Raw genomic sequence first — 24667 nt, forward strand, 5'->3', positions numbered from 1 at the left:
TAACAGCCACTCTTGCCCTCAACTTTCAAACCGCTTTCCAGACAGAGCGCCCTATACAAGCGGTGTTAGTCTCTTATGGGAAAGTCACCACGTCAGGCGATGATTATATCGTCATCCGTTGGCGTGGAACCGTTCCAGACGCTTCTTTGACCAGCTCGACCAGCTCAACAAAGGGGTCTTGTTCTACATCACCTTTAGCGCCGGTCCCCTCGATACCTGTCGAGCGCCGTGGGATGGCATCCCAAACGCCTAATGTCTCAGGGGAGAGTATCATCATCACCGTATGCTCTTCCCCTTCCTGCTTATTGGAGGGAACCCTATGCAAGACAACATGCACAACGACCTGGAGCAGATTCTCCGCGAGCTTGATCAGCAACACCAGCAGACGCACACAACAGACGACATCCTACACATACAAGCCAATCAGGAGTACGACCACGAGCGCCAACAATGGAATGTTGAGATCCACATTTACCCCGAGGAGGAACCAGAGGTAGAGGAGTCAGCCAATACGGTTGAAAGTCTCCCACCCGTTGACCAGGAGCCAGAGAGAGGCGAGAGAAGGCCGTTACAATGGGTCAGAGCGCACACGCGCCCCCTTGTGTTTCTCAGCTTCATCGTATGCGCGTGTGCGCTTGTTGTGGGGTGTCTGCTCTACGTGTTACCTCTCTGGACGCCGACCACCACAGTCACGCTTGTTCCAGTCACACGCGTAGTCGAAAAACGCCTGGTCGTGACCATTGGGAGCGCCGACAAAACGCATCGCCAGGTACCAGGGCGGGTACTTCCCTCCGTGACCATGAGCCAGGCGCGCACCATCGCCACCACCGGAAAAGCGCACCAGGACGCCCAGAGCGCACACGGCTACATCACCTTCTATAATGGTGCAACCTATGCGCAGACGATCCCCGCTGGAACCCTTGTGACCGCAGCCAACGGGGTACAAGTGGTCACTGACCAGGATGTGAGCGTGAATGCGGTCAGTTATCCAATATTAGGACAAGCAAACGTAATCGCCCACGCAACCCAGGCAGGACCAGCAGGCAATCTCAAGGCAGGCGCGATCTATGGCCCCTGTTGTCGCGTCAATATCTCTGCTATCAATGGAGCCTTTAGCGGAGGACAAGAGGCACGCGACTATCAGACGGTGACGCAGCATGACATCGACAGCGCAGGCGCAAGACTGAAAGCTAGCCTTGACCTGAGCACTACCGCCGCATTACAGGCTCAGGTCCAAAGCACTGAAACGCTTACAACGCCGTTACACTGCCAGCAAAAAAAGAGTGCCAACCATCAGCCAGGAGAGGAGGCAACAAGCGTACAAGCCACCCTTGACGAGACATGTACAGGCATCGTCTACCAGACGCAAGCCTTACAACATCTGCTTACTCAGGCCCTTACAACCCAGGCAAAGCAACAACTAGGAGCAGACTACACGCCGAGCGGAGAGGTTCACATCACGACCACGGCACAGGAAACAACAATCATCCAGGTAACAGGGACAGGGACATGGGTGTATCAGTTCTCCCAGGCCGAGCAGGAGCGCATCAGAGCTAGCATTGCAGGCAAGAGCCAAGCCCAGGCCAAGAGCCTGTTATTAGCCCGACCAGGAGTACAATCGGTGTCCTTCTCCAATGATGCGACCCTTCCAGACATGAACCATATCCGCTTGTTGTTCATTACCTACTGACCTGGGAGGAGAAGAGATGCTTATCAGCAAAAAAATCAGCTCTCCGCAAAAGCGTGACAAATACCAGGACTCTCTGCACAAAACACGTCATTGGGAAAGCAGGAGATTGGGCGGGTGGCGTTCCCACCCCTCTTGAAAGCGAGCCAGCATGCACCAGATTATCACCGCAAAACTCAAGCTCATACTAACCCCAGAGCAGTTTGAGGCACTGCGCCACACGCAACTGGCGTATCGCGATGCCCTTAATGCGGTGAGTCGCTATGCCTTCGAGCAGGGCAAAACCAGCAGCGTGAGCAGGCTGCACAAGGGCATGTATGCTGAGTTACGTGCTCGGTATCGTCTCCCTTCCCAACTCGCCTGTAGTGTTGAGCGGCAGGTTGCCACCACCTACAAGGGCCTGTGGACCAAACTCAAGAAAAATGCCGAGCATCGCCGCGCAAAGCTCACCAAAAAGCGCTTTAAAGGCTTAGAGCCTGTTTGAAAAGGGGCAACCAGTCAGGTGAGATACACTTGGGATATGAAAGCAAACCAAATCTATCCCACAGATCTGACGGATGCCCAATGGTATTGTATCAAAGAGTTGATCCCAGCGGCCAAGCCGGGAGGAAGACCCAGAACCCTACCCATGCGAGCCGTCATCAACGCGATCCTCTACGTGGTCGTGACAGGATGCCAATGGCGTATGCTGCCCAAAGAGTATCCCGCCTGGCAAAGCGCGTATGTGTACTTTCGCGCGTTTCGTCGCGATGGGACGTGGCTCCGAATTCATGAGACACTGCGTGCTCAGGTTCGTCGACGAGTTGGCCGTCACAAGCATCCAACCGCAGGTGCCCTGGACAGTCAAAGCGTGAAAACGACACAGGGGCCTGGTATCCGTGGCTATGACGCAGGCAAACACGTCAAGGGTCGCAAGCGCCATATCCTGGTTGATACGTTAGGCTTGCTCATGGCCGTTGTGGTCACGGCAGCCTCAATGTCCGACGCGGCAGGAGCCAAACTTCTGCTCAAGCGCCTGGGTGGGGCTTGCAAAAAGCTCCGGCGCATCTGGGTCGATGGTGGCTATCGCGGTCATCTGCTCGAATGGGTGATGCTGCATTTTCACTTTCTTCTCCAGCCCGTGCTACGTAGCGATGATCAGAAAGGCTTTGTTGTCCTGCCCAGGCGGTGGGTGGTCGAACGAACCTTTGCCTGGATCACCCAATGTCGTCGCTTGAGTAAGGACTATGAAACGCTGACAGAAAGCAGCGAAGCTATGATCTACATTGCTATGACTCGCTTGATGATCCGACGCTTGGCAAGAAAATGACCTTTACAAACAAGTTCTTAGATCAGCCACCACACTACACATCTCCGACGGTGCAATACACCTATGAGCGCGACTACACCTTTCAGCGAAACCAGCAGGTCAGCATCGGCACGCTCAATGGACGGATCAGCGTTGCCTACCAGGGGTATGGCAACCACATCACGCTCATTCGGCAGGGAGCTACCGTCGGGGATGCGAAATTGTGGTACGATGCCTCCAAGAAACGGTTGTACTTGCTTGTCTCCCTCTCCATTGACGTCCCTGAGCCAAGAGCCGAACACCTTCAAGAGGTCGTCGGTGTGGATGTGGGCATTCGTTACCTGGCCGTGACTTGCACCTCCACAGGCAAAGCGAGCTTTTATCCAGGCAAACGAGTTCGACACCAAGCCAACCATTACGCACGCTTACGCAAACGCTTGCAGCAAAAAGGCACTCGTGGCGCGAAACGTCGCCTCAGACGTATCGAGCAACGAGAGAGACGGTTGAAATTGCAAGCCAATCACACCCTCGCCAAACAGATCGTTGAGCAGCACCCACACACCCTTCTTGGGCTAGAACAATTGACGGATATCCGAGAGCGAACCAGGCGCAGGAAGCGCAAGCGCAAGAAGAACGGCAAGGGCTACGAGCCAGTTTCTCCCAAGGCTCGCAAAGCCAATCGGGTCTACTCGCAGTGGTCCTTTGCCCAGTTGCATACGCTCATCAGCTACAAGGCTGCGCTTGTCGGGTCGCTCGCCATCAAAGTGGATGCCGATTACACCTCAAAGGCGTGTCCGATGTGTGGGCATACGTCCGAGAAGAACCGCCCACACAAAGGGTTGCTGTTTGTGTGCCAGCAGTGTCATTACTGCCTGCACACCGATCTGGTTGGCGCGAGGAATATCACCATGAGAACGCTCCTGGTCCGGCACGACTGGATCAGGACGGGATGCTTGTGTGCGCCCAGAGAGGCGCAGTGAACTTTGCCGTCAGAGGACGGTGCCACTGAAGCGAAGTGGCTAAAACAGCACCTTACCTTCTCCCGAAAGGACAGAGGGGACAACAGCATGGTGCCAAAAAGGCCAATGACGTTTGAACGCTACAAACCATAGGTTGGTCAGTTAGGTCGTATATGGCGAAGACTGGATTGTCTAAACCCAAGTCGTGGTGATGCTACCCCCATCCGCAGGCCCAATTAGCGTCGATGCCTGCTGTTCGATGCCGCAGAGGATGACAAGTACTCCTGCGGAGCTTCCATCGAAACCAGCCTCTAGGGAAGAGGAAACGACGAGCGGGAACCTACGTACGAACCGAGTTCGCTGTGTAACCTGGGGATCGCCTACACGTCGCGAGACGCAGGGCGACGGAGGAGTCATAGTAGTGCGCCTTTGTGCCACAAATGTCTCTCTTACCCGTCGGGGTAAGCTCACTAGAGCAAGGTGAGTAACACAGCGACTTATTCGCCCACGTAAGTGGACGGAGATACCTTCAACCGAAAGGACTGAAGGGAAAGTAGCATGTCGTGTAAAATGCTGGTGAAGCTCCAGTCCCAGGAGCCAGAGGGAAGTCAAGCGAAGCTGTATAAGGTGAAGTCTTGATTGGCTGAATCCAAGTCATGGCGGAAAAACGCCAGCCCACAGGAGAAGGGACTATCGCCTGTGTTCAACGTGCAGGGGAACGGTACTACTTCCCCTGCAAGCTCTCGTTGGAGCCAGCCTGCAAGGAGCAGGAAGTGACGAAATGGGCACCTACGTACAGACTGAGACATTTGGAGGAACTGAGGGATCGCCTAAACGCTGTAAAGCGCAAGGTGACGGAGCGACCATACGAGTCGGATTTTATCTGACAAAGGGTCGCAGGAGACCAGACTCAAAAGTGGCGGTTGACATGGATGTGTCAAAAGACCGCTGTGGGAGTCGTGTTGAAAAGACACTGGCCTCTGGAGAGCGTAGTGCATCGAAAGGTGCATGCTGCGTTCGGAGGGGAGGGGTTGGTGCTCCTGAATCATCAGGACCCGGCCTCTTACCCTACCCCAAACGCTCACCGTAATGGGTGAGACACGAGGAAGGACTCCAGAGAGTACATTCCACTCGAAAGGGGTTGACTCGGATGAGTCACAAGATCCCAGAGAGACTGGAAACTTGAAAAAGGTACTCTTGGCGAGCCGTGTGCATGGAAAGCGTGCAAGCACGGTTCTGTGGGGGACCGTTGGAAAAGGGTCTTATGTCGTTGTGAGTGCAACGGATAAGGCACCTCGCTGGCGGTCTACCCTACCAATCATCCCTGATGCCTCGGGCCGTGAAGCCAAAGCAGCGCGCCTGCGAAGGTACGCTGAGGTGCGGTGGAGTCCAGAGGTAACAACAACCCTCCAGTCTGAGACCGGAGGTCATTGACGTATGGAATCAATAGCCCTTTTAGTCATAGCGTTGCTATCCCTTGAGTCATCCGTTTTTATAGGAAGGTTATTCTAAATATATTTACCCGTCATTAAGAGGAGAAACGAGGCATTATCTTATGCGTCTTTCGGTGATTGTACCAGTTTATAACGAAGAGAAAACTGTATTGACCATGCTCACCAAGCTGTCTGAAGTAGATCTCGACATGGAGGTTGTGGTGGTAGACGACGCGTCAACCGACCGCACCTGGGAGATCCTTCAAGAGATGCGCCAACAAGCCCCATTCAATACCTACCGCTATGTGCGCCATGAGCATAATCAAGGGAAAGGCGTCGGTCTACGCACGGGCTTTGCCCTGGTTACTGGTGATATGGTCACCATCCAGGACGCAGATATGGAATACGATCCTCAGGATCTGCCAGCACTCGTCCGTAAATGGGAAGAGGGAAAGACCCAGGGCTTAAACCACATCGCGGTCTACGGTTATCGCAACCTCGCGGAACAGAAGTTTACCACGCGCTGGGGAAATCGCTTCCTGACCACAATGACCAACATCCTTTTTGGCAGTCGCATTCACGATATGGAGACCTGCTACAAAATGCTTCCATGCGAGGTTGCCAAAGCACTGCCGATGGAAGGTCGCCGCTTCGAAATCGAGCCCGAAATTACCTCCTGCCTCCTCCAGGCTGGCTACACCATCCTTGAAGTACCGATCAGTTACTACCCGCGCCAGGACAAAAAACTTGCCCCCTGGAAAGATGGTTGGCCAGCCCTGGCCATGCTGCTGCGCCGCCGCTTTGGCCAGCCCTTCCAGGTTCCCGTTGTGGCTGCGCGTGAAGAGACAGTAGCCGCAAAATAAAAATGAAGACTAAAAAGAAGAGGCCTGTGGACGTGCGCCACAGGCCTCTTTGCTCTTATCCAGGCAGCAAACTCACATATATAGTTTCTCCGATGCCCTCACAAAAGGTTGACAAACGCAGTGCTCTCGGCCAATAATCCAACATAGAACGCTATTTTCTGGGCAAAGACCGTCCAAAGGAGCATACACTATGATTCGTGCAGGCATCTTAGTGGTCAAAGAAACAGGACAAAAAACCACCATCCAAGGTGAAGAGCATCGTTACGTACGCTGCGTACTGGCAGATGAGACCAATCCAGAGCGCCGCTTTGAATGTCGCGTGCTTGATGTCGATGATGTGGGCGTCAATATAGGCGAGCCAATTCAGCTCCAGGTCCAAAAAGTTGTTACCGACAGGCGAAGTGGCGTCGTACGCTTCGATTGCACGCTTCTTCCGCCAGGCGAATAAACCAAGGGAAAAACTCTATGAAATGTACGCATTGCGCAGCCGATCAGGCGGAGGCGAGGGGTGGAAATGGGAAGTGTAGCGTCTGCGGCGCGAATGCCGAAGTCATATCCACTTCCCCTCGATCCACACAGACCTATTCCTATCTTCCCATGGGCACCCCTGCGTGGCCTACAACCATTCCCGCCAGCTTGACACTGGTGAATACACCCGCGACACGCGTGGTACCACTCACACCAAGCAGAAGAAGGCATGTCCGTGCAGAGAGAGCGCTCCCCAGCGTTCTCCTCCTGGGACTACTGCTGCTGCTCCCACCACTTGTGGGAGCAGGCATCACCTATGGCCTTCTACGCCTGGGGATCGAGCATGCTCGACCCACGCCACTCCACACGACACGTGCGCTTGACATCGTCGCCTCAGATACACATACGACCACGCCAGCGCCTCAGCTAACAGCCGACCAGCGCACACCGCTCCCTACCGCAACAGCCTATATGCTAGAGAGTGATCCAGACCTCAACCTCTCCTTTCAATATCCCACGGGCTGGACGGCCAACGCGCCCGATAAAAGCGATGTCCGAACCACAGTCACGCTCTCGTCACAAGATCAGGGCGTTCAGTTTGCCGTCGTGCATTACAGCGAGAAAACCACCAGAACGCTTCGCGGCCCCGATGACTTAAATCAAGAGGTCCTGAGCGCCCTGGGCAGCAACCAGAGCGTGGCCCAGATTCAACCCACCCAGACACTCACGGCTCAACCGCAGATCGCCAACCAGGTCTGGCAGCAGAAAGAAGGACTGGTCACACTCACCAGCGGTAACGTCGTCCATGTAAACTCACTTACCGTGCGCTATAAGCAGACCTACTACAATATCCAGATGTATACGCCCCAGGATATTTATCAAGAAGCGTTGACGAAATACCTTCAGCACATACTCGACTCAATGCATTTCCTCTCATGAGATACAGCACAAAGCAAAGCGCGGCAGTCCACTACTGGACTGCCGCGCTTCTGTCTGTCGCTACACGAACGACTAGTACTCAGGCATAGCGGGAGCGCCCGCTTTTTCCTTCTCAGGAATATCGGTGACCAGGGCCTCGGTGGTCAGGATCATCGCCGCAATGCTGGTCGCGTTCTGTAGGGCGGAGCGCGTCACCTTAGCAGGATCGATGATACCGGCCTCGACCATATCGACGTAGGTATCGCTCAGAACGTTGTAGCCGATATGGTTGCTGTTGTGCTCCTTTTGAGCACGGCGCACACCCTCGACCACGACGGAGCCATCTTTACCGCCGTTGATGGCTAGCTGGCGCAGGGGCTCTTCGAGCGCACGGCGCAGGATGGTGGCACCGGTCGCGGCATCGCCCTCAAGGTTGAGGTTGTTCAGAGCCTCGACAGCGTTCACCAGGGCCACACCACCGCCAGGGACGATACCCTCTTCAACACCGGCGCGGGTCGCGGAGAGCGCGTCCTCCACGCGGGTCTGGCGATACTTCAGCTCGACCTCGGTGCCAGCACCGACCTTAATGACGGCAACGCCACCAGAGAGCTTGGCCAGGCGCTCCTGGAGTTTCTCGCGGTCATAGTCGCTGGTGGTCTCTGCGATCTGGGCCTTGATCTGTTGGATGCGGCCCTGAATCTCGGAGACATCACCATGACCTTCAATGATGGTGGTAGCATCCTTACTGGAGGTCACCAGGCGGGCTGTACCCAGGTCAGAGAGATCTGCGCTATCCAGGCGACGACCCATCTCCTCGCTGATCACCTGTCCACCGGTCAGGGTAGCGATATCGCGAAGCATCTCTTTACGGCGATCACCAAAGCCAGGGGCCTTGACAGCTAGGATATTGAGGATACCACGCAATTTATTGACGACCAGGGTAGGCAGAGCCTCACCATCGACATCTTCCGCGATAATGACGATCTCGCGGCGACCCTGCTGGACAATCTTCTCGATCACGGGGAGAATATCCTGAACCGCGCTGATCTTCTTGTCGGTAATCAGGATATAGGGGTTCTCAAGGGAGGTCTCCATCTTCTCGGTATTGGTCACAAAGTAGGGAGAGATGTAGCCTTTGTCGAACTGCATACCTTCGACATACTCGGTCTCGAAGTTGATACCGCGAGACTCCTCAACCGTGATGACGCCGTCTTTACCGACCTTGTCCATCACGTCGGCGATCAGCTCACCAATCTGCTCATCGGCGGCCGAGATCGAAGCGATCTGAGCGATCTCCTTCTTGCCCTCAACGGGAATCGCCAGCTGACGCAGGTAGGCGACAATGGCCTCGGTCCCTTTATCGATACCGTATTTGAGCTGCATAGGATTGGCACCCGCGGCCAGGTTCTTCAGGCCCTCGGTAACGATAGCCTGAGCCAGAACGGTGGCGGTGGTGGTGCCATCACCCGCGATATCATTGGTTCTGGTCGCGGCCTCTTTGAGCAGCTGCGCGCCCATATTCTCCCAGGGATCTTCCAGCTCGATCTCCTTGGCAACGGTCACGCCATCATGCGTGACGGAAGGAGCGCCAAATTTCTTGTCCAGGGCAACGTTACGGCCCTTAGGACCAAGGGTCGTCTTAACAGCGCTGGCCAGGGTATCAATACCGCGCTTCAAGGCACGACGCGCCTCATCATTAAATACTACCTGTTTTGCCATATGTCTAATCCTGTATCCTTTTCTATCTCGCAACTGGGTAAGATCGGGTGCTTAAAGCACCAACATTTCTCCCAATCTGGGGCTTGTCGTTAACCAATGATGGCGAGAATATCGCTCTCTTTAAGAACGAGATACTCTTCACCTTCTAGCTTGAACTCGGTGCCGCCATACTTGGCGAACAGAACACGATCACCCTCTTTGATATCGATGGTCGCGCGCTCACCATTATCAAGCAAGCGACCACTACCGACAGAGATGACAGTCCCTTCCTGGGGCTTCTCTTTGGCCGTGTCAGGAATAACGATGCCGCTTCTGGTTACTTCCTCTTTTGCCGCTGGCTTTACAACCACGCGATCACCAACAGGTCGAATCTTAGCCACTTTACAACTCCTTATAACAAACAGAACGTTTATGCCTCTTGCACGGGTCCATCCTCATCAGAAACATCACCCTCGTTCTGATAGTGGATGACACCGGCAATGTTCACCGAAGGATACTGTGAGTAGTCGCAGCTACATGGCCCGCCCGCCGCACACCCGGGACAACAATATGTCACGCCGTGCATGATAACTGGGGACCAGAGGATCTCAATATCACAATTGGCACAACGTCTTACCACCCGGTTATGAGGCGTTCTTCTGCTCATCTCTCCCTGTGGCTCTTCGCGCGCTGCTGACATGATCCTCTTCTTTCAGCATAACTACTCTTTACTAATTCTCTGCAAGCGAGTATGCCATATATATTGTTAGAAGCGCATAGGAGAAATATTAGAGGAATGTTAGAAATTTTTCGCGCTTAACCGCTTCTACCTGATCATAATCAGGTAAACACGTTCTATTTCCACCACTGCTCCCTTAACTCTTCGTACTAGCACATACGAATAAGCCAGTTCTTACAGAAAACGAGCTAGAAAGCCCCCGTGATTTATCCGGGGGATGAATGGCTCTTCCTTGTTTGGGGTGGATTGGGTGGAGTTGGACAGTAGGACGGATCATACCACAACAGGAATGCATCCACGGCACGTCGTACCAATTCTGCGGCAGGGACACCCTCTTTCTCAGCTTGCTCATGCAATTTTTGGTGTTGCTTTTCATTCAGGTAAATGTTTGTACGTCTCACTCTTTCACCTCTTGCATACATCAAAATTTTGATGTATAATTATAGCATCACACAGAGGGAAGGAGCAAGGGGCGCAATGCTCATCTACGAATATAAGATTGATGGCACCAAGGCACAATACGCCGCCATTGATGAAGCTATTCGCAGTGTGCAGTTCATTCGCAATACGTGCCTCCGCTTGTGGATGGATGACCACGCCACCAGGAATGACTTGCAAATGCATTGCGCCGTCCTTGCCAAAGAACACCCCTTCGTCTTTTCGCTCAATTCTCAGGCTCGACAAGCCAGTGCGGATCGGGCGTGGTCTGCCATTGTACGCTTCTATGACAACTGCAAACAGAACAAGCCCGGCAAGAAAGGCTATCCCAAATTTCAGCATGATAACCGCTCGGTGGAGTATAAGGGGACAGGTTGGAAGTTGGACCCCGATGGCAAACATATCACGTTCACCGATGGGTGTGGCATTGGGAGGTTGCGTTTGATCGGGAGTCGTGATCTTGCGACTCGCCCCATACCCGCTATCACTCGTGTTCGTCTCATCCGAGGTGCAGACGGGTACTATGCTCAGTTTTGTATCCAGGCACAGCGAAGGGTGGAACATGTTCCCACTGGCAAACAGGTCGGAATTGACGTTGGCTTAAAAGCCTTCTCTACCGATTCTGAAGGGAACACCGTCGAGAATCCCCGCCACTATCGTCAGGCTGAAAAGCGTCTCAAACGCTTGCAACGTCGCCTCTCACGCAAACAAAAGAAGAGTAAAAACCGCAAAAAAGCCCGCCAAGCCGTGGCGTATGCCCATTTGAAAGTCCAAAGGCAGCGCGAAGATTTTGCCAGAAAGCAGGCAAACGCGCTCGTCACATCTCACGATTTGATTGCCTTTGAAGAGTTGCAGATTCGCAATATGGTGAGGAACAGGCACCTTGCCAAGAGCATCCATGATGCTGGATGGGGGCAATTTCTGCTTTGGGTCAAGTATTATGCAGCAATGCATACAATCCCTGTCATAGCAGTCTCCCCACACTATACTAGTCAAGAGTGTAGTGCGTGTGGAACACTTGTGAAGAAAACATTGAGTGTGCGCACGCATGTGTGTACGGGGTGTGGTGTGGTCTTAGACAGGGATCATAACGCAGCGCTCAACATTTTGCAGAAGGCTCTCAGTACCGTAGGGCATACGGGAACTGATGCACCTGTGAGTGCATGAAACGCTTCTGGACAGGAAGGCCGCTACTGCCTCTCAGCAATGGGAGTCAGCAAGTCACCTGGATGAAGGAAGAATCCCCCTGGATTTATCCGGGGGAGTGTCAAAAGCAGTACACTGGTGAAAGCAGGGCTTTTGTTTGAGGTGTAAAAGCCCTTCTATCAAAGATTCTTTATTTAGTAATGGATAGTCAGAAGAGCACGATGATATTTTCTCTCCCCAACAAGCATGTGTCCCTTGTTGTTACGAGTCAGATACTCTCAATCCTACTTTTAACAGGTCTGCCAGCAACCGCGCTCGCCTCCTCGAGTCGCCCACCTGTCAGGTTCTCGCAGCAAAAAAATTATCAGGTGAACAATCAATACAAACAGGGAAGCGGCAACAATAGTAATAACAGTTACTACTGGGGAGTTGATCAGGGCAATAGCGGAAATCGGGGATATAATGCGGGTAACAATCAGGACAACGCTAGCAACAGTGGAAACCAGGTGAACAATCAGAGAAGTATTATTGGGAACCAAATCAACAGACAAGTGATCAGCCTAAACGGCCAGGAAAGCGGCAACAATAGTAATAACAGTTACTACTGGGGAGTTGACCAGGGCAACAGCGGGAATCAGGGATATAACGTGGGCAACAATCAGGACAACGCTAGCAACAGTGGAAACCAGGTAAATAATCAGGCAAACTCTATTAGAAATCAATTTAATGCTCCCGGTAGTCAGGTCGACAATCAGGGGAACACCATCGGTTATCAGGTCAATAACAACTCATATTCCTTGCTACCTGACCTGCTCAACAACAAGGGTAATAATCAGCGCAACAATGTTGGCGAACAGGTCAATCACAACACATACTCGCTGGCACCTGGCATTCCCTTACTAGAACTAACCACGCACACGAAGAAAAAATAGCCATGCATCTCCTCCTGCATACCCCTCTTACTCTGATATCGATACAAGCATAGCCCCTGAAGCGCCTGTCCACAACCAGGACTTTCTAATGCTCTCCAAGCATTTGGTATCGGCTCGTTACATTAGCCTTCCAGGAGGTAAGGGATGTGGGTGGCAAATGGCTTTGCTATTTGCCACCCACATCCCTTACCCCTTCGCGCCTGCGGCGCGAAGGCCCTCCTGAGATGAGAAAGGGAAACCTGGAAACAGAATATGGTACAATAACAGGGCGTGAGGATGCTACACACCACACGCGAATATCAGAAGCCATCTATGGGCGCGCCAACCCACCTGTGAAGAGGTCCTTGGTTACGCTCGTGTATTTGCTATATAAGCCAGGGGTAGAAAAGTACAATGACGTATATCGCTACAAGCCAAGCAAGCAAGGAAACCTACCGGGTCACAACTGGCGACAATGGGGCCAGCCAGAGCATTCAACTGGAAGAGACGACGTTCCCCATTGACTGGCGCCAGGTCGCAACACTGGCCAGCGAGAGCCAGTCCTCAGGCAGATCTGGCGGTCATTTTAGCCTGATCATCGCCGGCCGCTCCTATGATATCTTCGCCCGCCGCATCACCAGGGCCGATCAGAGAGATAGTGAGACCTACGAAATTCATATCGCGGGCCAGCGCTTTGAGATCAAGGTTGAAGATGAACATACGCGCCTGCTCTCAAGCCTGGTCAAGGGAAGCACGGCCAGCGGAATGGCCTCGGTCGCGGCTCCTATGCCGGGCCTCGTGGTTAGGGTCCCGATTGAGCCTGGTGCAACGGTTCAAGAGGGTGAGACAGTGGTGATTCTCGAAGCCATGAAAATGGAGAATGACCTGAATGCCCCCATCAGCGGTACTATTCAAGAGGTGCGCGTCAAGAAGGGCCAGGCGGTCGACCAGGGTGAAGTGCTGATCATTATCGCTGGGGAGCAGGAGAGCTAGCGTGTATGGAAGGTATTGACTAGCAGGACCTCTCCGATGAGAGGCCAGCTGCTAATCAATACCGATGGTGGTCAAAGTGGTGGGTTAGGGTAATTGAGTAGGATATTTTCTCACCCAACGCAGATGGCTTGTATCATGGACGCCACAGAGCACATCATCCGCGGCATTCTCCCCCACAAGAACACGCAGGCGCCGATGATAGCGCTCAATGTTTTGCATACGCGTATGAATAAAGACATGTCGTGCGGTTCCACTCACCAGGCCATACAAACCACTATGTACCGCATCATACTCTTGCTCGATTTGCTCTTTCAAGAGAGCTATCTCGCTACCCATCTGATCTGCCCCTAACGTTTCTGACTGAACATCCTAAACTAGTATACACAGCTATTGGCGAAATACGAAGACCAAAGACTATCAAATAGCTATCAGATAGATATCAAATAACTACCAAAAGATGGTGATGTCGAGGTGCGCGGGCATCCGTCCGCGCACCTCGACATCACCATTATCCCCTTGACTCATCCTTTGTCGTCAGAGGCATCTGCTCGGCAATATGGTATAATGCCATTGGTATGCAATAAGGAGGACTGCTATGCAGCAGCATGTTAGTCGGAGTGCAGAGGAGTGGCGCGCTACCACTCTGCGCAAAGCACAGGAGAAAGCGGCGGAACGCAGAGACCGCTTTGAGACCAGTTCACACATACCAGTACAACCCCTCTATACCGCAGAAGATGTACAAGCGCTCGACTTACACGAACGGATAGGTTTCCCCGGCGAGTTCCCCTATACACGCGGCGTCCAGCCCACCATGTACCGCTCACGCCTCTGGACCATGCGCCAGTACGCGGGCTTTGGCACCGCCGAGGAGTCAAATAAACGCTATCACTACCTGCTCTCACAGGGTACAACTGGCCTCTCGGTGGCCTTTGATCTCCCCACACAGATTGGCTATGACGCGGATCACGCGCTCTCTGAGGGCGAGGTTGGCAAGGTTGGTGTCTCGATCTCCAGTCTGGAAGATATGGAGACCCTGCTCGCTGGCCTGCCCCTAGAACGCATCAGCACCTCCATGACGATTAACGCTACGGCCAGCATCCTGCTCGCGCTCTATATCGCGGTGGCGAAGAAGCAGGGATCCGATCTGCGCAAGATCTCGGGCACCATCCAGAACGATGTGCTCAAAGAGTATATCGCGCGCGGCACCTATATTTATCCACCCCAGCACTCGATGCGGATCATTACGGATATCTTCCAGTACTGTGCCGAGAATATTCCGCGTTGGAATACGATTAGTATTAGTGGCTATCATATTCGTGAGGCTGGCTCGACGGCGGCGCAGGAGATCGCCTTTACGCTCTCTAATGCCATTAGCTATGTGCAGGCCGCCCTCGATGCTGGCCTCAACGTCGATAAGTTCGCGGGCCAGCTCTCGTTCTTCTTTAACTGTCATAACAATTTCTTTGAGGAGATCGCCAAGTTCCGCGCGGCACGTCAGATGTGGGCGCATATTATGCGTGAGCGCTTCCATGCCCAGGACCCACGCTCACTTATGCTTCGCTTCCATACGCAGACGGCTGGCTCGACACTCACGGCTCAGCAGCCTGATAATAACGTGGTGCGCACGGCATATCAGGCCATGGCGGCCGTGCTGGGAGGCACCCAGTCCCTGCATACCAATTCCAAGGACGAGGCCCTCTCGCTTCCCACTGAGGACTCGGCGCGCCTGGCCCTGCGTACACAACAGATCCTGGGCTATGAGACTGGGGTCGCCGATGTCGTGGACCCACTGGCAGGCTCCTACTTTGTCGAGTCCCTGACGGCCCAGCTCGAAGAGCAGGCCTGGGCCTACATTCAGAAAATTGACGAGTTGGGTGGAAGCGTACGCGCGATTGAGCTTGGCTATATGCAGTCCGAGATCGAACAGGCTGCGTATACCTATCAGCTCGCACTTGAGCAGGAGGAGGCGATTGTGGTTGGCGTCAATCGCTTCACCCAGCAACACGAGCCACCAGCCGAGCTGCTACGCGTTGATCCAGCCATCGGGCGTGGGCAGGCAGCCAAACTCGTAACCTTGCGCCAGCGCCGGGATAACGAGCAGGTTCAACAGCACCTGCAAGCGCTGGAAGCGGCGGCGCGTGGTAGCGAGAACTTGATGCCGCTGATCATCGAGGCGGTGGAGGCCTATGCGACGCTGGGCGAGATTAGCGATACGCTACGCCACATCTTCGGTGAGCAGCACGAATTTCGCAGTTTTGACGCTTAGACAAGAGGTTTTTCAAGGGAAAGCATGAACGTTCGTAACACTAATTTTGATGAGGGACAAGTGCATACGATGCTGGGAGAGGGAGTCGAGTCGCTCTCTCCCCTGGCCAGGCATGAGAGCAGGGGTGATGATACACATCGCCCCTACGCTCCCATTGGCGTTTATGACTCGGGTGCGGGGGGGCTAACGATTCTTACCGAGCTGAGAAAGATTCTCCCGCACGAAGACTTTCTCTACTATGGGGACACCAGGCACTGTCCCTATGGCGTTCGTAGCGAGCAAGAGATTATCGAACTGGCAAAGCAGGCCAGTTGTTTTTTATTGGAGCGCGGTGTCAAGCTCATCGTTGTCGCCTGTAATACGGCCTCACAGGCCGCTCTTGAAGCGCTCCGTCTCTCGTTCCCTGACGTGCCCTTTGTTGGCGTGGTGCCCGCGGTCAAGCCCGCGGCCAGCCTGACCCGGAAGGGGCGTATCGGCGTGGCCGCAACCAATCAAGCAGCCAAATCCGCATACCTGCAACAGCTCATCGAGGATTTCGCCACTGGCGTCGAAGTCTATGCTCAGGGCTGCTCCGAACTGGTTACACTCGTTGAAAAGGGACAGCTACAGGGGCCAGAGGTTGAAGCGACCTTACGCCAGTCTCTGCATCCCCTGCTCCAGCACGACATTGATGTCCTGGTGTTGGGCTGCACCCATTTTCCCGCCCTGCGTGAAGCTATTCGGCACATCGTAGGCCCGGGCGTCCAGGTTATCGATAGCGGTGCTGCTATCGCTCGTCGCACTCGTTTTCTTCTTGAGCAGGCTGGCATCGCACATCCCATTGATCAGGCCTCACCTGAGCAGGGATTGCTCCAAGTCTGGTGTAGCGGAGACGCACACACCTTTACGACAACTGCCAGCCAGGTACTCGGGTATCCCGTTAACGCGGAATCCTCAATGACATCATTTTGAAAGGCAGGAGCATGTCAAATACTCTCAGTACCGGCGTTTCCCCCGCTGGGCTGCCACCTCGGACCTTGCGTCTGCGGATTGCACATTCTATTTCAGCCATTCTCTCACCACCAGTCGTATCCATCCCAACGATCCTCCTGGTAGCACTCTATCGCACCAGTAATCAGCTACAGGCCATCGGCTATACCCTGCTCACGCTCTTCTTCGTGAGCGTGGGTCCTATGCTCTATATCCTGATCGGTGTCAAGCTTGGTAAATTTACAGATATGGATGTAAGCAAACGTTCACAGCGTGTCGGCCCCTTTATCATCTGTCTGCTCTCTGTTCTCGCGGTCTTCTCCCTCTTAGGACTTATTCACGGACCTCATACGCTGCAAACCGCCCTTCTCATGACACTCTTTATTGGCTGCATCATGATGCTGGTCACGCTCTGGGGCCGCTGGAAGATCAGTATTCACGCCTCCTCACTGGCAGGGGCTGTGACCCTGCTGACCGCTCTCTATGGGCAGGTCGTCCTGCCAGCCTATGCCCTGGTAGCACTGGTCTGCTGGTCGCGTGTGGTCCTGCACCGCCACACGACGGGACAGGTCATCGCGGGCTCGCTCGTCACTATCGGGATCGCCGCCCTCACCCTGGCACTCTATGGTATCTAGCGTCGTCAAAAGCACAAAAAATACCTGCTGGGAGCATTCCCAGCAGGTATTTTTTGTGCTTGATATTTATTTCTCGGAACCACCAGTGGTCAGCTGAGCACGAGCGGGAACGCCATCGCTCAACTGCAAGCCGGCCACGGCAGCCGCACGACGCTGCGCGCGGATCGCGGGGGCCTGGGCGCGGCGGGTCGAAGCCACCGTCGCGCGGCGCACCAGCTGGACAAAGCCATAGACCGACGCCCAGTTAATCACACCCAGCGTCACCAGGAAGGCCACGATGGGGAGGTGAAGCGCGTCGAAGATCAGGTAGACACCGCCGGTGACGATGATATTGGCCAGGGTGACTGGCATCAAGATCAGCCAGCTAAATTGCATCAACTGGTCGGCACGCAGGCGTGGCAGCGTGGCGCGAATCCAGATGAAGACGAAGCAGAGCAGATAGACCTTGAGGATCAGGTAGACCAGGCCCAGCAGGTTGCCGGCCAGGCCCCACCAGATGTTGTTTAAGCCAACCAGGTAGGAGACACCAGGGCCAGCGAAGCCACCCAGAAACATATAGGCCGTCACCGCTGATACCACGGTCATGTTGCCATACTCACCCAGGAAGAACATCGCCCAGCGCATACCGCTGTACTCTGTCATATGGCCAGCGACCAGCTCGGACTCGGCCTCAGGCAGGTCGAAGGGCGCGCGGTTGGTCTCGGCCAGGCCACAAGTGTAGTAGATGAGGATCATCAGAGGCTGTACCAGGATAAACCAGGCCCAGGGCGTGAAGCCTTCGAAGAGGAAGTCCAGCACTGGATTGCCAGTCTTAGCCCAGATATTCTGGAAGTTCTGAATCTCACGCAGGGAGACGGTACCAATGCCCGACACACCGGGATAGCCAGGATGACCCGCCAGCACACTGGTTAGCATGATCACACCCACGAGCGAGAGGAACAGAGGTAGCTCATAAGAGATCATCTGGGCGGCGGCACGCAAGCCACCGATCAAAGCATACTTGTTATTCGAGCTCCAACCAGCCATGACCACGCCCACAACGTCGATCGAACTAATGGCAACGTAGAAGACGACACCAGTCGCCAGGGCTGTTCCTGGAACCCCGATATAGGGCGAGAAGGGCAGCACAGCGAAGGTCGCGATGGCCGGCGCCAGGAAGACGGCGGGTGCCAGCCAGAAGAGGAGCAGGTCACTATCAGCGGTGTGAACATCCTCTTTCAGCAGGAGCTTGGCCACGTCAGCGACGCTCTGTAAGAGGCCCCAGGGGCCAGTATGATAGGGGCCAAGACGGTCCTGCACCCAAGCAATAACCTTGCGCTCTAGCAGAACCAGGATGGTCGCGCTCGTAAGCACGAATCCAAATATTGAGAGGATGGCGACCACAAACTGCAAGGTATCCCATGAGAGAATGCCATTGACCAGTTGTGTCCACAATCCATCATCAGCAAGAACTGTAAACATCGTAGATGACTCCAGCGCGAACGAACACGCTTCTGCTTACCGAGTGCCGGGCGCAGAAGCAGCCATTTCGCCTTGTTTACTAAGATCTTATGCGGAAACCAACGTCACTTTCGCGACTAGCGCTCCGCGCTCAGGTTTCCGAATCGGTAGTAACCATTGAAGGTAGGTACCCGGAGCATTCAGCGAGGAACGGCGCCTGAAGCGCCCATTCCACCTGAATTCCAGGAGGCATTAGCGGTCAACCTCACCCAGCACAATATCGGTGCTACCCATGATCGCGATGGTGTCACTCATTTTATGACCACGCAGTAGCTCAGGCACGATTTGCAGATTGACAAAGGAAGGGCCACGTAGCTTCGCGCGCCAGGGATACTCGCTACCATCGCTGATAAAGTAGACCCCCAGTTCACCCTTGCTGCTCTCGATCGCGAAGTAGGTCTCACCGCGTGGAGGACGCAGCGCAATCGGTGTGCGTGTGCTGATAGGGCCACCCGGAAGCTTATCAATTCCTTCACGACAGAGGCGCACGCTCTCAAGCATTTCGGCCATACGCACGCTGTAGCGGGCGTAGCAGTCGCCTTCCTGGCGCACCTGGGGGTTCACTGCGATCTCGCGATACGCCATGTAAGGACGGTTCACACGCAGATCCCAGTTGATACCACTGGCGCGCAGCATCGGGCCGGTCAGGCCATAGGCCAGGGCCTGCTGTGGATCAATATAGCCGACGCCCTGGGTACGAGCCTCAAAGATTTCATTGCCAGTAATCAAGGCCGTCAGTTCGGCATGATTCTTCACAAACTGGTCGAGAAATTCCTCGCACTCTTTGAGCCATCCCTTGGGCAGATCATGCAGGACACCACCCACGCGCATATAGTTCACGTTAAAGCGGCTACCACCCAGCGCCTCAAAGAGCGAGAGGATGGTTTCGCGATCACGAAGGGCCCACATGACAGGAGTGGTCGCGCCCAGGTCGAGCAGATAGGTGCCCACGGCCACGAGGTGACTGGCGATACGCTGTAACTCGTTAGTAATCAGGCGGATATACTGCGCGCGGCGTGGCAGCTCAATTCCCATCAACTGCTCGACAGCTCCGGCATAGGCGGTCTCATTGAGCATAGGCGAAAGGTAATCCGCGTTGTCCATATAACGGATGCCGCCCATAATCGGGCGATTCTCCAGAATCTTTTCGATACCGCGATGCAGATAACCAATAACCGGGGTGCAATCGACGACCGTCTCGCCCTCAAGCGTGAGCAACAGGCGCAAGACGCCGTGTGTACTTGGATGCTGAGGTCCCAGGTTGAGTAACATCTCCTGAGACTTTAGTTCGCCACCCTCGCTCACGATGCCGACCGGAATATTTATCTCTTGGTTTGTAGCCATGAGGTTTCCTCGTTTAGTATGTTTCAGTGCCTGCCAATAGTTTTATCTGCGTTGCAGGCGTCGCAGGCGGACCCAGAACATATAGGACCACATACATCCCATGAGTGTCGCCAGAGCACTAAACAGGTAGCGATTAGGGTCCGCCGAGAAAAATGCTAGTGCTACCGCCGTCCCAAAACAAACACAAGCGACGAGGATGGGCATCATCACTCCCTGTGTACCACTTCTTGCCCGGGACGCTCCCTTAGAACGTGCCAAAGACCCCGAGCGTGCGGTACTCCCCAACGTCTGTCCTGCCTCCCCTGCACGACTCTTTCCGTTCGCGCGCCCCTCTCTGTCCTGACCTGGTGCGACCTTGCCGACGCCCTGTGTTTCACGACCCTGTTTCTGGCTCTCAGTACGACTGCGTCCCGCGCCTCTACGATGCGTCCTGGCCTTTGGCATAGCCCACACTCACGTTCTTCTGCAATAGAAAGAAAGCGATCCACAAGTGTCTGTTAAACGCTCTCTATCAGACGTGCTTTCAACTTCCCAGGCTTATTCCGTATCTGCCTGTTGCTCGCCCGCCTCTTGATAATCCTGGAAAGCATGGCCGAAGGTTGGAGTGCCAGGATGAAGGCGCTCCTCCAGGCCCTGACCCAGTTTCTTCTGCACCACATGCTCCAGGTGCTGCTGCTGGAACTTGCCCGAGACCGCCATATTCGGATCGATCTGCGTGGTCGCCCGAGGCTTTGCGGTCATTGGCACTTGTTTGAAGTCCTTCAGCAAGGGATAGCCTTCGAAGTCATCATCCAGCAACATACGGCGGAGATCAGGATGGCCCGCGAAGCGAATGCCATACATGTCGTAGGTCTCGCGCTCCAACCAGTTAGCAGTTGGATAGACCGAGACCACGCTATCAACTTCCGGCTTCTCGCGCTCGATACGTACCTTGATCTGTAGCAACTGCGCACGCGTGGTTGAGCGCAGGTGATAGACCGACTCCAGGTGATCAAGCATATCGACACCCGAGACGCACACCAATAAATCAAATCCCAGCTGGTCGCGCACAAAGCGACAGACGGCCACCAGGTTCTCTTTATCAACGACCAGGCCCAGGAAATCCCCTTTGAGCGTGGTAGCATTGACAGGCTTGCCTGTGATCTGCGAGAGCGGAGCCAGGTCGCGAGCCAGAGCAGCGTTCTGGTCACGATAGCCCGTTGTCGCACTAGGCATATTTGTAGAACGTGGTACTAGATCCATCGTGTCACTCCCTTACGCCAGGCATACACCAGGCCAAGCGCGAGTATTAAGATAAAGAAGAGAATCTCGACAAAACCAAAAACACTTAATTGCTTGAAGATGACTGCCCAGGAAATGATAAACACAATATCCACATCAAAGGCCACAAAGAGTAGGGCAAAGATGTAGAAACCAAGTGGATATTGTACCCAGGCCGAGCCAATTGGCTTTTCACCAGACTCATAGGTCTGGGATTTTTCTTTTGTTTTTTTATGGGGTGAGAGTATGTTAGAGACCGTAGTTGCAAGAATAACAAAACCAAAGCCGGCCGCTAACAGAATACCCGCGTATAAGTACCCAAGAGACACAAGCGTTCCTCCCAATACAAGCCTCTGCCGAATATCGACAGAGGCAAGAAGATGCTGCAATGATTATAGCACAGTGAGTAAGAGGCGACAATTTCACGTGAGTTGGGGTAACTGGACCGTGTCGGGCTTGGCAAGCACCTGGAAACCACGTCCCCGGGATTCCTCTTGCGCCTCCCGTATCCCCACCACAATCACGCTCACGTTGTCATCGCCGCCCTCACGCAAGGCGGCCTGAACCAGGGCATCCGCGATGTCCTGCACATCCTTCTGTGACTGTTTGATCATGTGCTCGATTTGTGGATCACGGACCATATCCCAGAGTCCATCGGAGCAGAGCAGCAACAGGTCACCATCGTGTACCTGCTCTTCAAAGGCATCAATCTCAATGGCGGTCTTCTCGCCAAGGCTACGATAAATCTGGTTGCGTTTGGGATGAGTATAGATATCATCTGGCTGGATAATACCAGCCTCGACCAGGCTTGCCACGACCGAGTGATCATTGGTCACTTTGCGCAACTGCTCACCCTGGCGGTAGAGATAGGTGCGACTATCACCGACATTGGTCACATAGGCGGTGTCAGCCACGATGAAGGCCGCGGTCATCGTGGTTCCCATGTCGGCATGCAGCTCCATATTATGCTGGTGTACCGCCTGGTTGGCCTGCTGCACACCATCCACCAGGAGGCGCACCAGGCCCTCGCGTGGCAGATCGTTCTCCGGCCGTAGATTGGGAACCATAAAGTTTACGATGGTCTGGATAGCCAGGCGGCTGGCATCGCGTCCCGCGGCATGCCCCCCCATGCCATCGGCCACCACAAAGAGGCCAAACGGCAGAACCTCACCATAGACACGACATACCCCCCTGGCCGCAAAGAAGCTGTCCTCATTTGGCTTGTGCTTTCGCTTAATACCAGGATCAGTATGCGTCCCCACAAGGTAGTGAATGGGTTGGCTGGGTTTATGCCCGGGTTCCGTCCTCTCGGAATCACCTGCCGCGGAAACCTTGGATACCGGGGCCTTCGCCTCCTCAGGTTCGGGCGTAAACTCAACGGTTGGCAGGTCAGCGATAGAGGGGAAGGGAACGGCTCCCGCGACTGGGGCCGCGTTTTTTTGCTGGTCGCGCAAATACTGTGATGGTATACGCAAATTCAGACCAGAGGCCGAAGGCGAGAGAGGGCAACGGCAATGATGGCAGAAATTATCGCCCTTTGACACCGGGGATTTACAATTGGGACAGACCAGTTGCACGGCCTGCATCGAGGGCGCGGTATTATTCACCACGGTCGGCTGATCGGTTGGCGTCACGATATTGCCCGCCGCTGCTGGCGAGACTTCCGCCGCGACAGGTACGGGAGAGTACGTGGCCCCCGCATCTTCATCTCTGGCGATAGGCATGGTCTTATGCTCCCAGGCGGGGAGCTGCTGGCGCAGCTTCTCCTCCTCCTCCGAAATACGCGAGGCCTCAACTGAGGCGTTACGCTCGGCCTCTTCCAGTAGCCTGCGTTGTCGCTTACGCTGCACACGCTTACGACCAAAAGAGACGCTGGTCAGAATAAGCAGAATAATGAGCACAGCCAGGACAGCAATCACAAGTGGCAAAATCGGGACCGGGATGCCCGCAACGGTGATACTCACGCTGGTTGCCTGGGTACTACTGGTAGATTGTTTATTCACATTCAATGCCTCGCTTGCCTTCTGCTCAAATAGATGCGCGCCTGTGAAATCCGTGTTGGCGAGCAATGCCTTATGAAAGAAATCCTCGGCCCGTCTATAGTCGGGAGGCTGTCGATAATAATTTGCGATTCCTTGCGCCCAATTCATATGTACATCATTCTCAAGACTTCTATTTATATCCAACACATGCGTCGTTCCTGTAGGTGGCACCTTCTGCAAAGCCGCCACTAACTCGGTTCTCTCTATCACCTGGTTCTTGAGACGCAGTTGTACTAAGGCCCCGCTTTTATCCAGGAGTGGCGTTCCTGGTTCGAGCGCCGCATTCGCGGGCAGAAGCGCAGGTGAGAGATATTGCGCAGCTTGCGACTCCTTCGCATTCACTGGCGGTAGAGCCTGGCTGGTCGGACTGCTCGTGGTCAGACCAAGCGAGGCTGGTTGGATAGCATTTGTTTGTGCCATATCTACATATGGATATAGTTTATTGGAATTAAAGGAAAATACGACCGGGCTATCCTGTACACAGCTCTCGCTCTCATCCAGGCAAAAGGTATTCAGGGCAACACTGTTCTGAGCATCGGACTCGTACGCGACAACCGGTTGCGCATCGCTGTTATAGAGATTACTAAAATAGACTTTTAACGTGACGAGGCGTCCACCACCTGCTGCCTGACAACCTGAGCCACTTTTGCTTACGACGCTGCTATCCGTCAGCACCCAGGTATTCTGATTCGCGAAACTAGCATCTGGAAAGCGCTGGCTCAGCTCGGCAGCCGACCAGCTTGCAATAATCGTGCCCAGGCCAGTACAGGTATAAAAGAGCTGATTGCGCACGCCCAGCGATCCCAGGGGCAGGGACGATGCCGAGTGCTCAGGTTGCGCGCTCGTCTCTGATGCGATCTCATACGTAGCAAGCAAACGCACAACCGCTGTTCCGGCGCGTGCGACCTCCTGGCTGGGATCGTTCGCTCGCCCCGCCCTCGACATGGCAAATGCTCCTGTTGTAGAGACCAGCAACCACTGCAATGCCAACACAAGGGCAAGCAGACCATATATGGCCGCCTGCCACCAACATCCTTGTCCCCGTGAGGGTTCACCTTGCCTACGCATTTGACATTACCTCTTTATGCCGAATATGCAGAGCGAACGCGG

24 protein-coding genes and 2 pseudogenes are annotated in these 24667 nt (G+C 54.4%); 14 read left to right on the forward strand and 12 right to left on the reverse strand.

The genetic code is table 11. The features are described from left to right. Positions 1-103: 103 nt before the first annotated feature. Positions 104-277: a hypothetical protein gene (locus tag KRAC_RS71170; protein WP_157506422.1), complete on the reverse strand. Its 174-nt coding sequence runs from the start codon at positions 275-277 to the stop codon at positions 104-106. Positions 278-319: 42 nt separating this feature from the next. Here KRAC_RS71170 and KRAC_RS13105 point away from each other — a divergent pair, with 42 nt between their 5' ends. The 8 genes and pseudogenes from KRAC_RS13105 (at position 320) to KRAC_RS13140 (ending at position 7637) form a co-directional block, all read left to right on the forward strand. Beyond that, positions 320-1690, forward strand: a complete 1371-nt coding sequence (locus tag KRAC_RS13105; RefSeq protein ID WP_007907678.1) for a baseplate J/gp47 family protein — start codon at positions 320-322, stop codon at positions 1688-1690. A 148-nt stretch (positions 1691-1838) separates the two neighbouring features. Beyond that, positions 1839-2162 (forward strand): annotated as a pseudogene (locus KRAC_RS13110) (RNA-guided endonuclease InsQ/TnpB family protein); the annotation flags it as partial. A gap of 45 nt (positions 2163-2207) precedes the next feature. Beyond that, a complete protein-coding gene (locus KRAC_RS13115; protein ID WP_007907679.1) occupies positions 2208-2996 on the forward strand; it encodes an IS5 family transposase in 789 nt (262 codons plus the stop codon). An 11-nt stretch (positions 2997-3007) separates the two neighbouring features. Then, positions 3008-3955: pseudogene (locus KRAC_RS13120) on the forward strand (RNA-guided endonuclease InsQ/TnpB family protein); the annotation flags it as partial. A gap of 1161 nt (positions 3956-5116) precedes the next feature. Beyond that, positions 5117-5368, forward strand: coding sequence for a hypothetical protein (locus KRAC_RS71175; protein ID WP_157506424.1), 252 nt, complete (start codon positions 5117-5119; stop codon positions 5366-5368). Between the two features lie 121 nt (positions 5369-5489). Then, entirely contained in the window at positions 5490-6230 is a 741-nt protein-coding gene (locus KRAC_RS13130) for a glycosyltransferase family 2 protein (protein WP_007907682.1), read from the forward strand. A 190-nt stretch (positions 6231-6420) separates the two neighbouring features. Beyond that, entirely contained in the window at positions 6421-6678 is a 258-nt protein-coding gene (locus tag KRAC_RS13135) for a hypothetical protein (protein WP_007907683.1), read from the forward strand. A gap of 17 nt (positions 6679-6695) precedes the next feature. Next, positions 6696-7637 carry a hypothetical protein gene (locus KRAC_RS13140; protein WP_007907684.1) on the forward strand — a complete coding sequence of 314 codons (942 nt, stop codon included), beginning with the start codon at positions 6696-6698 and terminating at the stop codon, positions 7635-7637. A gap of 72 nt (positions 7638-7709) precedes the next feature. On the opposite strand, the gene groL is transcribed toward KRAC_RS13140, so the two are convergent. The 4 genes from groL to KRAC_RS78235 all read right to left on the reverse strand — a co-directional run bounded on the left by groL (position 7710) and on the right by KRAC_RS78235 (position 10475). Beyond that, on the reverse strand, positions 7710-9335 hold the full coding sequence (gene groL / locus KRAC_RS13145) for a chaperonin GroEL (protein WP_007907685.1): 1626 nt from the start codon (positions 9333-9335) through the stop codon (positions 7710-7712). A gap of 89 nt (positions 9336-9424) precedes the next feature. Then, positions 9425-9715: a co-chaperone GroES gene (groES, locus tag KRAC_RS13150; RefSeq protein ID WP_007907687.1), complete on the reverse strand. Its 291-nt coding sequence runs from the start codon at positions 9713-9715 to the stop codon at positions 9425-9427. Positions 9716-9744: 29 nt separating this feature from the next. Further along, positions 9745-10014, reverse strand: coding sequence for a hypothetical protein (locus KRAC_RS71180; protein ID WP_007907688.1), 270 nt, complete (start codon positions 10012-10014; stop codon positions 9745-9747). Between the two features lie 245 nt (positions 10015-10259). Further along, positions 10260-10475 (reverse strand): ribbon-helix-helix domain-containing protein, encoded by a 216-nt coding sequence (locus KRAC_RS78235; protein ID WP_274532095.1) that lies wholly within the window; start codon positions 10473-10475, stop codon positions 10260-10262. Between the two features lie 55 nt (positions 10476-10530). Here KRAC_RS78235 and KRAC_RS13155 point away from each other — a divergent pair, with 55 nt between their 5' ends. The 3 genes from KRAC_RS13155 (at position 10531) to KRAC_RS61435 (ending at position 13541) form a co-directional block, all read left to right on the forward strand. Then, a complete protein-coding gene (locus KRAC_RS13155) occupies positions 10531-11658 on the forward strand; it encodes an RNA-guided endonuclease InsQ/TnpB family protein (RefSeq protein ID WP_007907689.1) in 1128 nt (375 codons plus the stop codon). 200 nt (positions 11659-11858) lie between these two features. After that, on the forward strand, positions 11859-12569 hold the full coding sequence (locus KRAC_RS61430; protein ID WP_007907690.1) for a hypothetical protein: 711 nt from the start codon (positions 11859-11861) through the stop codon (positions 12567-12569). A 393-nt stretch (positions 12570-12962) separates the two neighbouring features. Beyond that, positions 12963-13541 (forward strand): biotin/lipoyl-containing protein, encoded by a 579-nt coding sequence (locus tag KRAC_RS61435; RefSeq protein ID WP_007907692.1) that lies wholly within the window; start codon positions 12963-12965, stop codon positions 13539-13541. A gap of 84 nt (positions 13542-13625) precedes the next feature. Here KRAC_RS61435 and KRAC_RS13170 read toward each other — a convergent pair whose 3' ends face one another. Further along, entirely contained in the window at positions 13626-13877 is a 252-nt protein-coding gene (locus tag KRAC_RS13170) for a hypothetical protein (RefSeq protein WP_007907694.1), read from the reverse strand. Positions 13878-14136: 259 nt separating this feature from the next. Between KRAC_RS13170 and KRAC_RS13175 the strand changes: the two genes are divergently transcribed. Genes KRAC_RS13175 through KRAC_RS13185 form a run of 3 tightly spaced genes read left to right on the forward strand, consistent with a single transcriptional unit; the run spans position 14137 to position 17411 of the window. Then, positions 14137-15807 carry an acyl-CoA mutase large subunit family protein gene (locus KRAC_RS13175; protein WP_007907696.1) on the forward strand — a complete coding sequence of 557 codons (1671 nt, stop codon included), beginning with the start codon at positions 14137-14139 and terminating at the stop codon, positions 15805-15807. Between the two features lie 24 nt (positions 15808-15831). Continuing rightward, positions 15832-16758, forward strand: a complete 927-nt coding sequence (gene murI / locus KRAC_RS13180) for a glutamate racemase (protein WP_007907699.1) — start codon at positions 15832-15834, stop codon at positions 16756-16758. An 11-nt stretch (positions 16759-16769) separates the two neighbouring features. Then, positions 16770-17411, forward strand: coding sequence for a phosphatase PAP2 family protein (locus KRAC_RS13185; RefSeq protein ID WP_007907703.1), 642 nt, complete (start codon positions 16770-16772; stop codon positions 17409-17411). A gap of 66 nt (positions 17412-17477) precedes the next feature. Here KRAC_RS13185 and KRAC_RS13190 read toward each other — a convergent pair whose 3' ends face one another. The 6 genes from KRAC_RS13190 to KRAC_RS61445 form a co-directional block, all read right to left on the reverse strand. Then, positions 17478-18872 (reverse strand): complex I subunit 1/NuoH family protein, encoded by a 1395-nt coding sequence (locus KRAC_RS13190; protein WP_007907705.1) that lies wholly within the window; start codon positions 18870-18872, stop codon positions 17478-17480. 231 nt (positions 18873-19103) lie between these two features. Then, entirely contained in the window at positions 19104-20255 is a 1152-nt protein-coding gene (locus KRAC_RS13195; protein ID WP_007907707.1) for an NADH-quinone oxidoreductase subunit D, read from the reverse strand. 42 nt (positions 20256-20297) lie between these two features. Beyond that, positions 20298-20699 (reverse strand): hypothetical protein, encoded by a 402-nt coding sequence (locus tag KRAC_RS71185; protein ID WP_007907709.1) that lies wholly within the window; start codon positions 20697-20699, stop codon positions 20298-20300. A gap of 93 nt (positions 20700-20792) precedes the next feature. Continuing rightward, a complete protein-coding gene (locus KRAC_RS61440; RefSeq protein WP_007907711.1) occupies positions 20793-21497 on the reverse strand; it encodes an NADH-quinone oxidoreductase subunit C in 705 nt (234 codons plus the stop codon). Further along, positions 21488-21844: an NADH-quinone oxidoreductase subunit A gene (locus KRAC_RS13205; RefSeq protein ID WP_007907713.1), complete on the reverse strand. Its 357-nt coding sequence runs from the start codon at positions 21842-21844 to the stop codon at positions 21488-21490. The genes KRAC_RS61440 and KRAC_RS13205 overlap by 10 nt, the downstream gene beginning before the upstream one ends. Positions 21845-21937: 93 nt before the next feature. Further along, positions 21938-24625 carry a PP2C family protein-serine/threonine phosphatase gene (locus KRAC_RS61445; RefSeq protein WP_052568198.1) on the reverse strand — a complete coding sequence of 896 codons (2688 nt, stop codon included), beginning with the start codon at positions 24623-24625 and terminating at the stop codon, positions 21938-21940. Between the last annotated feature and the right edge of the window lie 42 nt (positions 24626-24667).

This window comes from Ktedonobacter racemifer DSM 44963 (assembly GCF_000178855.1).
Taxonomy (GTDB): Bacteria; Chloroflexota; Ktedonobacteria; order Ktedonobacterales; family Ktedonobacteraceae; genus Ktedonobacter; species Ktedonobacter racemifer.